The 13,925-nt window shown below is 43.1% G+C and carries 7 protein-coding genes and 1 tRNA gene; 4 read left to right on the top strand and 4 right to left on the bottom strand.

The annotated features are described in order from the left end of the window. Window positions 1-25: 25 nt before the first annotated feature. Window positions 26-1,219 carry an OmpA family protein gene (locus BWI44_RS17975; protein ID WP_115503178.1) on the top strand — a complete coding sequence of 398 codons (1,194 nt, stop codon included), beginning with the start codon at window positions 26-28 and terminating at the stop codon, window positions 1,217-1,219. Window positions 1,220-1,319: 100 nt separating this feature from the next. Here the strand turns inward: BWI44_RS17975 and BWI44_RS17970 are convergent, their stop codons facing one another. The 4 genes from BWI44_RS17970 to BWI44_RS17955 form a co-directional block, all read right to left on the bottom strand. Beyond that, the gene (locus BWI44_RS17970) at window positions 1,320-3,677 is read right to left on the bottom strand and encodes a TonB-dependent receptor (protein ID WP_195210014.1); all 2,358 of its coding nucleotides are present in this window, start codon (window positions 3,675-3,677) and stop codon (window positions 1,320-1,322) included. Between the two features lie 216 nt (window positions 3,678-3,893). Further along, a complete protein-coding gene (locus BWI44_RS17965) occupies window positions 3,894-5,705 on the bottom strand; it encodes a helix-turn-helix transcriptional regulator (RefSeq protein WP_195210013.1) in 1,812 nt (603 codons plus the stop codon). 67 nt (window positions 5,706-5,772) lie between these two features. Continuing rightward, window positions 5,773-6,867 (bottom strand): tryptophan--tRNA ligase, encoded by a 1,095-nt coding sequence (gene trpS, locus BWI44_RS17960; protein WP_195210012.1) that lies wholly within the window; start codon window positions 6,865-6,867, stop codon window positions 5,773-5,775. 73 nt (window positions 6,868-6,940) lie between these two features. After that, window positions 6,941-7,582 carry an HU family DNA-binding protein gene (locus tag BWI44_RS17955; RefSeq protein ID WP_195210011.1) on the bottom strand — a complete coding sequence of 214 codons (642 nt, stop codon included), beginning with the start codon at window positions 7,580-7,582 and terminating at the stop codon, window positions 6,941-6,943. A gap of 540 nt (window positions 7,583-8,122) precedes the next feature. Here BWI44_RS17955 and carB point away from each other — a divergent pair. From carB to BWI44_RS17940, 3 genes are all read left to right on the top strand, one after another. Continuing rightward, on the top strand, window positions 8,123-11,341 hold the full coding sequence (carB, locus tag BWI44_RS17950; protein WP_195210010.1) for a carbamoyl-phosphate synthase (glutamine-hydrolyzing) large subunit: 3,219 nt from the start codon (window positions 8,123-8,125) through the stop codon (window positions 11,339-11,341). Between the two features lie 118 nt (window positions 11,342-11,459). After that, a complete protein-coding gene (locus tag BWI44_RS17945; RefSeq protein ID WP_195210009.1) occupies window positions 11,460-13,664 on the top strand; it encodes an alpha-L-rhamnosidase-related protein in 2,205 nt (734 codons plus the stop codon). Window positions 13,665-13,849: 185 nt separating this feature from the next. Beyond that, window positions 13,850-13,924, top strand: a tRNA-Val gene (locus BWI44_RS17940). The last annotated feature ends 1 nt before the right edge of the window (window position 13,925 follow it).

The raw sequence follows: 13,925 nt of genomic DNA, 5'->3' as shown, positions 1-13,925 counted from the left end.
ATTAACCACTTAACTATTTAGGTATATGAAAAAGATTCTAATGTTGCTGGCTTTGGCCGGTCTGACTTCTGCCGCCTGGGCGCAGAACAGTACAAGTGAAGTTGTAGAGTATGAAGTAATTCAGGTACAGGATAAGTATCAGGTGATAACGAATCCTTTCTGGAGCAATTGGTTCTTCTCTATTGGCGGTGGTGCCGAAGCTACATTTGGTGATAACGATTCAGCCGGAAGTTTTGGCAAACGTATTAGTCCGACGCTGAATGTTTCCGTCGGTAAATGGTTTACTCCGGGTTTAGGATTGCGTTTGCAATATAGCGGTCTTCAGGCAAGAGGATTTACGTACGATGCAGGTGCCGACTATGTAAAAGGTACCCAACTGAAAGACGGTTACTATAAACAACGCTTTGACTATATGAACCTCCACGGTGACGTGATGTTCAATCTGAACGCACTCTTCGGTGGTTACAATCAGCATCGCGTTTATGAGATTATCCCTTATGTAGGTGCCGGTTTTACTCACAACTATTCAAAGCCTCACCGCGAAGCACTGTCCGTAAATGCGGGTATCATCAACAAGTTCCGTATTTCGAATGCGATAGATATTAACCTGGAACTTAGTGCAATGGGTGTTGAAGACAAATTCGATGGCGAAGTTGGTGGCGATCATGGATATGATGGTGTACTGAGTGCTACAGTTGGTTTGACTTACCGTTTCCCTGCCCGTGGTTTCCGTCGTCCGATGCCGCAGTTGATTTCTCAAATCGAGTTGGCTGCTATGCAAGATAAGTTGGCCGCAATGGGTGCGCAGAATGCACAGTTGAAGAATGCTTTGATACAGGCTCAAAACCAACCGGTAGCTGAAGTTACAGAAACAGAAGTAATCGTTCCGGATCCGGATATCGCACCGCGTACTGTATTCTTCACAATCGGTTCTGCTGAACTGTCTCCGCGTGAAATCATGAACCTGTCTTATCTGGCAGAACAGATGAAGCAGTTCCCGAATGCAACTTACACCGTGAATGGTTATGCAGACTCTGCAACCGGTACTCCGGCATTTAACAAAGAATTGAGCTTGAAACGTGCACAAGCTGTGAAAGATGCACTGGTTAAGAATTACGGTATTGCTGCCGACCGCTTGAATATTGAAGCCGGTGGTGGTGTAGACAAATTTGGTCAGCCAATTCTGAACCGTGTGGTATTAGTGAAATCTGCCAATTAAATCATAGATGATTTATAAATATAGGAATGGAGTTATGTGATGGCATAACTCCATTCTTTTTTTAAGAAGAAATAAAAAAATACTCAATATTGCAACTTTATTATCTGTCTTGCATGATTCCTGAATCCACATCTTTGTTATTGATACGTTTCTGTTTTTCTTTCAGAAGACGTTTATAATTAAAGTTCCATGAGAAACTCAGTATTACCATGCGCGAAAGATCATTGATGTATAGAGTGCTTTTTGAAGGCGTATAAATATTCCTGCTTCCGGTCTCTCGTTTATACAACTTTGTGAATGGGTTCATGATGCCTGCCCCTATTGAGTATTTACCGCTATTATATCTCAGCATAAATAGGTGTGCATCCTCTCCTTTGGCTAAAGTTTCTCCTGAAAGACCTGCATAATATGCTTCTTTTATCTGGAACATTCCCATAAACTTTTTATAGATAGCAGTTATCTGTGCCTGATAATAGAAGTCGGTATGGTTGTGAGTATACAGATTCCCCCTGCTTATATATCGATTGATTCCTCCTGTAAATGAAATCATCAGAAACTTCTTAATCGGTCCTGCATTGATTGACAACTCGTTACCCAGTCTTTGCCAACTTTTCTGATTATTCTGCGTAGATACGAATATGTCGTTCTCCCTGAAAGTATCTTCCATAATGTTTTTGGGAATATATTGATAAGTGAGGTAATATGTGGCATTATAAATGTCCTTTCTCCAACTCAACATCATATTCGTCGAATAGTTTAAGAAAGGTTTTAATGCTGGATTTCCCCTTTGAATATTCAATGTATCTATATATTGGTCGACAGCACTCATCTGGCTAAGGGAGGGAGAATTGTTGGAAATGCTTCCCGTCATGCGCAAAAACATATTCGGAGTGACATCATATTGCAGGGTGAATTTAGGTCTGAATATTATGTCGATATATTCCTTTTCGTTTGTCTGCTGGAACCATGAACGGGCTATGCCAACCCCTCCGGTATAGCTGAATTTATTTTTTCTTCCTGAATAATACTCGGCACCGAAATAGAAGTCATTCTGCCGCATCTTTGTGGAGCTGTTTATGGTACCAGTATATTGATTATCGGTAAATGATTGCATGTATCTTAGGTTAGCCGTAAACCGCCCCGAATTCTTGAATATCTTTTCATAAATGCCTTCACTGATAATCGAATATTTATCTCCATCTACGTCTGAGATAATATCGGCAAGTGGCGAGCCATTTTCTGTTTCTTCATATTTCCTGTTTACTTTTGTGTCGATATATGTCCCCACCACATCCAAGATAATAGTTTGCTTATTCTTTAAAGTGCGCAGGTAGTAGAGGTTGATTGAAGGTAAATATTGTTCTTGTTGTCCTCCTCCGTATACATCTGTTATTTTCCCGATTTCGGCAGATGTGTATTGTCGGCTACGGTTCATCAGGTTTACGTCCCTGATAGATTGATTGAGTGAGGCTGTGAAAAGATATTTGTCGTTATCCATCAGATTGTAGTTTAAGGCGATATTATGTGATCTTTCCAGCACTTTTCCCGGGACTCCTTCTTTATAGCGTGTCAAGCTGCTTCCGTCAGTGAAATTAAATGTCTGTTGTTGATCTGTCCATGACTTTTTCAGGTTACGGGAATTCAGAACGTAATTTGCTCTAAATTCTGATTTCTTATGATTAAGCCTTGCAGAGAGCTGATCTTCATTAAAATTTGTATTGATAGCATTGCTTAAATCCACACTGATCGCTCCTCCTGATATTTCTCTTTTCAAGATGTAGTTGATGACCACGTCACTGCCGTAACGGATGCCTGGATTATCCATGTATTCCACACGAATTATTTCCTGAGGTTGCAACGCTTTAATATCTGTTCTGTTCACTTTTACCCCATTTATGCAGAATTGGATACTTTCGCCGCCCGGAAGGGACACATCGTTGGTGAGCGGATTAACGGTTAATCGGGGAAGTCCCATCATCAACAGTAGATTTACACCGTTGGTGGAAGTTGACCGATGTTGGTCGGTAACGAAAACAATCTGTTTGTCTGTATGGTTAATGACGTTTGAAGCAGATATGGTTACTTCATCCAGTTGACCGGAAACAGGTGTCATCCGGATTTCTCCAATATTAACAGACTGAGAAAGTTTGTCTAATGCTACTACTTTTGTGCCATACCCTAAATACGAGATGACAAGGAAAAAATCGCCCGTAGGGATGTCTTTAAGATGAAATGTTCCTTTGCTGTTGCTGCTGGTTCCTTTAAGGTAGACGGAGTCTTTTGTATTCAGCACAATATTGGCTGCATCGAGTGGTGAGTTTCCATCCATCACTTTTCCGGAGATTTTGTGTTGTGCCTGTATCGGCATGTTTGCCGTTAAAAGAATGATGAATACAAGATTTCTGAGTGCTATCGCCGCCTGTATAGCATCGAAGTAAGATGAAGCAATCTTTTTCATGTCAAATTTCAGTTTTATTATTACTATTACACTTATTTCTGTTCTTCTCCATCGGGAGGAGAAATCAGGTGTGAATCTGATATGACAAAGTTAGGTAGTATGGGGCTGGAAATGATTGGCGACATATGGACATGTGTGGACATGAAGAAAATATAAGCACCTATATATTAGATGCTTATATTGCCAATAAGATGCTGATGTGGACATCTTGTTGGCTTAATAGTTCCAGAGATAAGATTCGAGAGATTGTTCTTTGGAGATTTCTGCTTCTTTTTGCTGGTTTACCTTCTCTTTGATGCGTTGTTTACGTTTGGTTACCGATGAAGGTGAAATACCCATAAGGGTAGCTATAACTGATGTGGATAATTGGAGCTTAAGTAGGCAGCAATACCGGACATCTTCTTCGGTAAGCACGGGAAATTCTGTCTGTAGCCGATAGGTGACCCCATCGAATAAATGATTCGCGGCATTTACGATTTCAGGCCATTGGCTGTAATCTATATAATGTGCTTTGGTGCTCAATCTGTTGAGAACCGGAATGTTGGCTATTGCCATAACCGTAAGGAATCGTTCGCGTTCTTTTAACCGGGCATTTTGTTCCATTAATCTCTTGTAGACCAACAACTCGCTATCTTGCTGTTTGCCGGATTCCGACAGACGTTCAATGTCAGTTTGCAGTACTTTATTCTTTTGGATCAGATTGTTATTCTTGCTTGTGAGTTGTTCTATTTCTGATTTTAAATCGCCGCTTTCGTCAAGTTGGGCAGAGAGGGAGTTTATCAGCTTTTCATTTTCACAGATGATCGATTCATTTTTAGAGAGCTGTATAATGTGTAGGTGCAATTGCTCTTTTACAGATTGCACCTGCTTTTCCTTTTTCAGTAGTTTACGTTGATAAATAAATAGCAATATTGAAATAATACACACAACGATAATGCCTATCCACAGGAAGCGTTGTCGCAACTGTTCGTGTTCTATGGCGAGCATCAGATTCTTCCTTTGTAGTTTACTTTGTGTGAATTGCCTTTCACGGTCATTATACACCATAATATTCTCAAATTTCCTGATGTTATCCGCTGTTGTTCCGATATCATATATACTGATATTTTCTCCCTTCTTGGCTTTGAGCAACATCTTGAATGATTTGTTCAAAAGATCCAGTGTATTCATTTGTTCGGGGAATTGGGTCTTGTATTTGTCGATAGCTGCCTGGTTCGAATCAATGTATGCTTGTACCGAATCGAGCTGTCCTAATCCAAACCATGAGTTTAGGTAGTTGATGGCAAATTCGTTGGGATTGTTTTGGAGAACCTGCGGGCTATGTAATATCTTTAATGCGTCTTTATGTTTTCCTTGTGCATTTAGTGTTCCTATGTATAGTCTCAGAAATTCAGTTTTACGGTGGTCTTTCCGGTGATGTGCTAAATCGAATCCTTTTTGCAGATAGTGTGAGGCGGAATCCAACTGCCCCAGATAGATAAATCCGTAACTCAGATTCTGATAAGCGGTCACATCGCCTCCGGGCTTCATGTATTTTTTTATAATTCGGATGAGATCGTTTTCAGGGGCTTCATATAGGCGGAGAATCAGAGAACATATTTGTTGTATGGCTGCAGTATCTTTTTCTTGTGTTGCCACTTGAAGCCCTTCCATTAATAATTCTTTCGGGCGGGGAGAATCGCTTTTCTTGTATATGATTTGGAATGCTGCTAATTGATAGGTATCTATCAGGCGGGGGGATTTAATCAGTTTGTAGTATTCCAGCGTATGTTGGATAAGTGTATCATTGATCAGACTTCGGTTTTGCTTGTGATGTGCATTTGTCAGCCACCAGCCATAATCTGCCTGTTCTGCTTCCGGCAGAGAAGAGGGGTCTATATCTTCTAAAAGAATAGCCAGGCTGTCCGGGGCATTTTGCAGTAATGTGTACAGAATATTGTCTTCAGGCAGTTGGAAGCTTGTGCCGGGATGGCAGCCGGCCAGATAGAATAGACAACAGATTAGTGTGTAACGGATGTATTGTTTCATAGCATGTATTTGTGGCGGTGACTTTTTCCGGCATCTCTCTGATAAGAGATGCCGGGGAAAGTATTATTTATTCTTCTCTGAATCGCTTCACCTGTTCAGCTATCAGTTCCGCATCGTCGAAATAGTTTATCTTCATCGCTTTGCGTACATCGTCCAGTGTGGCAGCAGCAACTTCGCGTGCCGCATCACAGCCTTTCTTCAGCATCTCATAGATGGCAGGTATATCTTTCTCAAACTCTTTACGGCGGTTGCGAATCGGTTCCAGTGTCTCCTGCATGATGGAGTTCAGGAATCCTTTCACCTTCATATCACCCAGACCGCCACGTTGATAATGCGCTTTCAGTTCATCGAGATTCGGATAGTCGGGCAGGTAAAGACCGAAGTGTTCGGGACGGCAGAAGGCATCCAGATAGGTGAAGACAGGATTGCCCTCTACTTTACCCGGGTCTTGTACACGCAAGTGATCGGGATCGGTGTACATGCTCTTCACTTTTTTCTGTATTTCGTCGGCAGAGTCGGAAAGGTAGATACAGTTACCCAGGCTCTTGCTCATTTTGGCTTTTCCGTCTGTTCCGGGAAGGCGCAGACAAGCGGCATTGTCGGGCAGAAGGATTTCCGGTTCAACCAGCGTTTCGCCATAGATATAGTTGAAGCGACGAACGATTTCGCGGGCTTGCTCCAGCATTGGCTCCTGGTCTTCACCTACAGGGACAGTTGTTGCCTTGAAAGCTGTGATATCTGCTGCCTGGCTGATGGGGTAGGTGAAGAAACCTACGGGAATGCTGGCATCGAAGTTGCGTAGTTGAATTTCGGCTTTCACAGTAGGATTGCGTTGCAGGCGGCTCACAGTTACCATATTCATGAAGTAAAAGCTCAACTCGCATAATTCGGCAATTTGTGATTGGATGAAGATGGTGCTTTTCTCCGGATTCAGTCCGCATGCCAGATAGTCAAGGGCCACTTCGATAACGTTCTGGCGTACTTTTTCCGGATTGTCCACATTGTCTGTTAATGCTTGTGCATCAGCAATGAAGACAAATATCTTGTCATATAAACCGGAGTTTTGCAACTCTACTCTTCTTCTCAATGAGCCTACATAGTGTCCTATGTGCAGGCGTCCTGTTGGGCGGTCGCCCGTGAGGATGATTTTCTCTTTAGTCATATCTATGATTTTCTTTGTTTTTTCTTTCGTGAATTTTAATATGACTGCAAAGATACCGATATTTATCGAAACCTCAAGGAAAAGCTGTTTCTTTCCGCTTCACATAGAGCTTATGCGAACCTCGTCCGTTGGTGGTAATGCCTGTTTCCGGCATTTCCCTCCAGTGCTTCAGTTCCTTGGCGGCGGTGTTTCGCAGCAAACCGGTTAGTTGGCAATAGTCATTCACTCTCATATAAGGATGTTCTTCCAGATATTTTTGTGCCAGTTGTAACCGTTGTTCCGGCGCGTATTTTGAGGATGAGCGGTTGGGCTTTATCTCCGAGCGGTTTAATATACAGCGTCTTCCGGTTTCTTCGATGAATTGCTTGTCGGCACGGAAATTAATATTCTGTACGCAGATGCTCATCGCATTTCGTCGTTGTCCCTTTTTCTCGCCCGATTCCCGTTCTTTGCCTTTGCGCAATCCCAGTGCTGGCGTGAAGATGCCCAGTCCGTCTACCTTTACCGAATTGCCTTGTGCCATTTGGTAGGCAATCTCTTGTGTGAGCGAGTGTACCAATCCAATGATGTCTCCCGGGGTGAAGGTACTGGCATAATTAATGTTGCTCGCAATGTATTCCAGATTTACTTGGTTCCATAACTTCATGCGTGGAAAGAGGATTCGTTTGCCCTCTTCATTTGGCAGGTTCGATTCCTGCATTTCATATTCAGCCATTGTATTTTAATGCTATTAGTGATGTTCGTGCTAACAGTTAATGATAAATGAAGACTTTCCTTAACTTTGAGGTGCCTTCTCTTTAGGGATGGAGATACCTGTGATTAGGAAGAAAGGTTATATCCAGGCTGGAGATAAATATCTTCAAGTTGAAGATGCTTATGTTCAGTTTGAAGATATAGATCTTCAGTGCAAAGATAAAGTTTAAAACCGGAGTGAGAAAGTTTTGTAGCAGGTTTATTGTGTTTTTGTGGTAAGGAGAGTGTGACTTTATAATAAAGCTAATTTCATGGGCTATAATTTGTTTATTATTGAAATAAGTCGTTACTTTGCACAAATTTTAAAGCAACGATGCAACAACACGGGAAAAGAGATACATATAATCTGCATTCGAATGAATTTCATTCGTTAGTCGATGATTTCTCTTTCTCTGAGAAGATATTGTTAGTTCTTTGGTAATGCGTTAATCCTTTGTTGGGTAACGCATTTTTTTTGTGCCCGAATGTATAGAAAGAAACTTAATAGACAACAAGAGAATATATGGAAAAGAATTTGAAGAAAGTGTTGGTCTTGGGCTCAGGTGCACTCAAGATCGGTCAGGCCGGGGAGTTCGACTATTCCGGTTCGCAAGCATTGAAAGCTTTGCGTGAAGAAGGTATCAGTTCAGTATTGGTAAACCCGAACATTGCGACTATCCAGACTTCGGAAGGTATCGCAGATAAGGTTTATTTCCTGCCTGTAACTACTTATTTCGTAGAAGAAATCATTAAGAAGGAACAACCTGATGGTATCCTGTTGGCTTTCGGTGGTCAGACTGCCTTGAACTGCGGTGCTGAGTTGTACACAAGTGGTATCTTGAACAAATATGGTGTACGCGTATTGGGTACTTCGGTAGAAGCTATCATGTATACGGAAGACCGTGACCTCTTCGTGAAGAAACTGGACGAGATCGAGATGAAGACTCCTGTCAGCCAGGCTGTAGAGAGCATGGAAGATGCTATTGAGGCTGCTGAACGCATTGGCTTCCCGGTTATGGTTCGCTCCGCTTACGCACTGGGCGGTTTGGGCAGCGGTATCTGTCAGGATAAGGAAGAGTTCCTGAAACTGGCTGAAAGCTCCTTCGCTTTCTCTAAACAAATTCTGGTAGAAGAGTCTCTGAAAGGTTGGAAAGAAATTGAGTTCGAGGTTATCCGTGATGCAAACGACCACTGCTTTACAGTGGCAAGCATGGAAAACTTCGACCCGCTGGGTATCCATACGGGAGAGTCTATCGTAGTAGCTCCGACTTGTTCACTGACTGACGAACAGGTGAAGATGTTGCAAGACCTCTCTACAAAGTGTATCCGTCACTTGGGTATCGTGGGTGAATGTAACATTCAGTATGCATTCAATGCTGAAACAAACGACTACCGTGTGATCGAGGTAAATGCTCGTCTGTCCCGTTCTTCTGCTTTGGCTTCTAAGGCTACAGGATATCCGTTGGCATTCGTTGCCGCTAAGATTGCATTGGGCTATACGCTCGACCAGATTGGTGAAATGGGAACTCCGAATTCTGCATACGTGGCTCCGCAACTGGATTACCTGATTTGTAAAATTCCTCGTTGGGACTTGACGAAATTCGTTGGTGTATCTCGCGAAATCGGTTCCAGCATGAAGTCTGTTGGTGAAATCATGTCTATCGGACGCTCTTTCGAAGAAATTATCCAGAAGGGGTTGCGTATGATCGGTCAAGGTATGCATGGATTTGTAGGCAACGACCTGCACTTTGATGATCTGGACCGCGAACTTTCACGTCCTACGGACTTGCGTGTGTTTGCTATTGCTGAAGCTTTGGAAAATGGCTATACAATAGACCGTATCTTCGACCTGACGAAGATCGATCCCTGGTTCCTTGGCAAATTGAAGAACATTGTTGACTATAAGTTGAAACTTTCTCAATATAATAAGGTGGAAGATATTCCGGCAGATGTATTGCGTCAAGCAAAAGTGCTGGGCTTCTCTGACTTCCAGATTGCACGTTTTGTACTCGATCCGCAAGGTAATATGGAGAAGGAAAACCTGATGGTGCGTGCCCGTCGTAAAGAGTTGGGTATTCTGCCGGCAGTGAAGCGTATCAATACCGTAGCTTCCGAGCATCCGGAACTGACTAACTACCTGTACATGACATATGCCGTTGAAGGGTATGATGTGAACTATTATAAGAATGAAAAATCAGTAGTTGTACTGGGTTCCGGTGCTTACCGTATCGGTTCTTCCGTAGAGTTCGACTGGTGTTCGGTAAATGCAGTGCAGACAGCACGCAAGTTGGGTTATAAGTCTATTATGATCAATTACAACCCCGAAACTGTATCTACTGACTACGATATGTGCGACCGTCTTTACTTCGACGAACTTTCTTTCGAACGTGTACTCGATGTTATCGACTTGGAACAGCCTCGTGGTGTAATTGTATCTGTAGGCGGACAGATTCCGAACAATCTGGCAATGAAGCTGCACCGTCAGTCAGTACCCATCCTGGGAACTTCTCCTATCTCTATCGACCGTGCTGAAAACCGTAACAAGTTCTCTGCAATGCTCGACCAACTGGGTATTGACCAGCCGGCTTGGCAGGAACTTACCAGTCTGGAAGATGTGAAAGGTTTCGTAGAAAAGGTCGGTTATCCGGTATTGGTTCGTCCGTCTTATGTGCTTTCGGGTGCTGCGATGAACGTATGCTATGATGAAGAAGAATTGGAAAACTTCTTGAAGATGGCTGCTGAGGTATCAAAGGAATATCCGGTAGTAATCTCTCAATTCTTGCAGAATACAAAAGAAATCGAATTTGATGCTGTAGCACAGAATGGTGAAGTGGTGGAATATGCTATTTCCGAGCATGTGGAATTTGCGGGTGTGCACTCTGGTGATGCTACGTTGGTATTCCCGGCACAGAAGATTTACTTTGCTACGGCACGTCGCATTAAGAAGATCAGCCGTCAGATTGCGAAGGAACTCAATATCTCCGGTCCGTTCAACATCCAGTTCCTGGCACGTAACAATGAAGTGAAGGTAATCGAGTGTAACCTTCGTGCTTCTCGTAGCTTCCCGTTTGTTTCTAAAGTGCTGAAACGCAACTTTATTGAAACGGCTACCCGCATCATGTTGGATGCTCCTTATTCACGTCCTGATAAATCAGCATTCGATATTGATTGGATCGGTGTGAAAGCTTCTCAGTTCTCCTTCTCTCGTTTGCACAAGGCAGACCCGGTACTGGGTGTGGATATGTCTTCTACGGGTGAAGTTGGTTGTATTGGTGATGACTTCTCAGAAGCATTGCTGAGTGCAATGATTGCTACAGGTTTCCAGATGCCTCAAAAAGGTGTTATGTTCTCTTCCGGTGCAATGAAATCAAAAGTAGATTTGTTGGAGTCCAGTCGTGTACTTTTCGATAAAGGCTACAAGATTTATGCAACGGCAGGTACGGCTGCGTTCTTGAATGCTCATGGTGTATCTACCGAAGCTGTTTACTGGCCGGATGAACGCCCTGATGCTGAGAACAACGTAATGAAGATGATAGCTGAACACAAGTTCGACTTGATCGTTAACATTCCGAAGAACCATACGAAGCGTGAATTGACGAACGGTTACCGTATTCGTCGTGGTGCTATCGACCATAACATCCCGTTGATTACGAATGCTCGTCTGGCAAGTGCCTTTATCGAAGCATTCTGCGAATTGAAGCTGGAAGATATTGCTATCAAGAGTTGGCAAGAATATAAGTAATCAGGTATTTACCTGAAGTTAAAAAAGAGATGCTAAATTGGCATCTCTTTTTTTTATGCTTATCTTTGTGGGTAAGATAAGGTTTAGTTATTGTTTAACCAGAATGCGTTCTTAAACCATGAAAAAAATCCCCCATTTCTTTATTGTTTTAGTTTGTATATTGGCTGCTGTACAATTAAAGGCAGCAGATGATTTCCTTCCTCAATCCAAATGGATTGGTAGTGAACATTGTCAAAGTACTCCGAATACCTGGCTTTGTTTTCGTAAAACAGTGCATCTGCCCGGCGTTCCGGGTGAGATGATTGCAAATATCGCTGTTGATTCTAAGTATTGGCTATGGATTAACGGCAAGATGGTGGTGTTTGAAGGCGGATTGAAACGGGGACCTGCTCCCGGAGCGACTTATTATGATCAGGTGGATATTGCCCCTTATCTGGAGAAAGGTGAGAATACCATTGCTCTGCTGGTGTGGCATTTCGGGAAGAACGGATTCAGCCATGTGAATAGTGGAACGGCAGCTTTGTTGTTTTGTGCCCAAGGGGCAAATTTATCCATTGTCAGTGATAAGAGCTGGCAATGTAGTGTGTATCGGGCTTATCAGAATACAGAAGCCCCATTTCCCAATTATCGTTTATCCGAAAGTAATATCCGCTTTGATGCCCGTAAGGAATTGGCAGGTTGGAATATGCCGGATTTCAGTGAAAAGCTGGGAGCATCTATCGAAATTGTGGCTCCGAACGAAATGCCGTTTGGAAAATTGGTAGCCCGTCCCATCCCGATGTGGAAGAATGGTGGGTTAACGGATTATCCGGAAGTAGTCAAAAATGAAAAAGGGGATACTATTCGGTGCCGTTTGCGCTATAATTGTCAGATAACTCCTTATCTGCATGTAAAGGCTCCTGCCGGATTGGTGGTTGGCATGCTGACCGATAATTATACGGGAGGAAGTGCTAATAATGTGAGAGCTGAATACATTACTCGTGAGGGTGAGCAGGAATATGAAAGTTTCGGCTGGATGAATGGTCATGAGGTGCTTTATGTTGTTCCTGCCGGCGTGGAAGTGCTGGGCGTTAAATACCGGGAAACGGGTTATAATGCGGATATGAAAGGTTCTTTCGCATGCGATGATGATTTCTATAATGAATTGTGGAAGCGAAGTGCGCGTACTTTATATATTACCATGCGCGATAATTACATGGACTGTCCTGATCGTGAGCGTGCTCAATGGTGGGGAGATGAAGTAAATGAGTTGGGTGAAGCTTTCTATGTACTTGATCCGCGCGGTTGGCAGTTGGCCGCAAAAGGTATCTATGAATTGATGAACTGGCAACGTCCGGACGGCGTTATTGCTTCTCCTGTTCCATCGTTGAACTGGTGTAAGGAACTTCCTTTGCAGATGCTTGCGTCTGTAGGCTGGTATGGATTCTACACGCAAGCGTTCTATAGTGACGATTATTCTTTTGTTCCGCATATTTACGACGGCCTGAAGAAGTATTTGCATGAAGTCTGGCAGGTTGATGGCCAAGGTATGCCTGTGGTTCGTCAGGGTGATTGGAGTTGGGGCGATTGGGGAACGGATGTTGATATGGAGGTTCTTACTACCTGTTGGTATTATCTGGCTCTTAAGGCTGAAAAAGAGTTTGCCCTTCATCTGCGTAAACTGTATGATGCCAATCAGATCGGTGAAATGATGAAACGTATCTCTGCGGCTTTTGACGCCCGCTATTGGAATGGTAAGGCTTATCGTTCCAAATTGCATAATGGGGAGACGGATGACCGTGCGCAGGCAATGGCCGTAGTGAGTGGATTGGCACCGGCCGGTAGATATAAAGCTTTGCTAAAGGTTTTCAAGAAGGAATATCATGCCAGTCCTTATATGGAAAAGTATGTAATGGAAGCCTTGTTTATGATGGGCGAACCGGAGTTTGCATTGAAACGTATGCGCGACCGTTATGCTAAAATGATGTCATATCCTTATACCACCTTATTTGAAGGGTGGGGGATAGGCGCCGAAGGTTTTGGTGGAGGCACTATAAATCATGCATGGAGTGGTGGTCTGCTGACTATATTGAGTCAAAAACTGTGTGGAATAGAACCACTTGCTCCCGGATTTAAGCAATTCCGTGTTGCTCCGCAACTGGGTTCGTTGAATAAAGCTTCGGCGGTGGTGCCTACTCTTTATGGTGACATCAGGGTTGATATAAGGCAGCAAGATCATAAACTCGGTATTCAAGTGGTCGTTCCGCAAGGTACCACGGCAGTAGTGGCATTGCCTGGCAGTAAGGAAAAAGTGCTTTCACCGGGTACTCATATTCTTCCGTAAGGCGAAGAATCGGTTTATAGCGATTATGTTGGTGAAATGTCTCAGAAAAAAGTTACTTATTTAAAATGCTGAAATTCAATAAGTATATATCTTTCTGTATAAATTTCTTAGAAAATAGTTCGCAATTGTTTTGGTAATATCAAAATAAGCTGTACCTTTGCATCGCTTTTGAAACGAAAGTGTATGGGCGTTTAGCTCAGCTGGTTCAGAGCATCTGCCTTACAAGCAGAGGGTCGGCGGTTCGAATCCGTCAACGCCCAC

This window comes from Bacteroides sp. Phil13, assembly GCF_001940965.1.
GTDB classification, from domain to species: domain Bacteria; phylum Bacteroidota; class Bacteroidia; order Bacteroidales; family Bacteroidaceae; genus Bacteroides; species Bacteroides intestinalis.
This window is presented reverse-complemented; position numbering and strand designations above follow the sequence as displayed.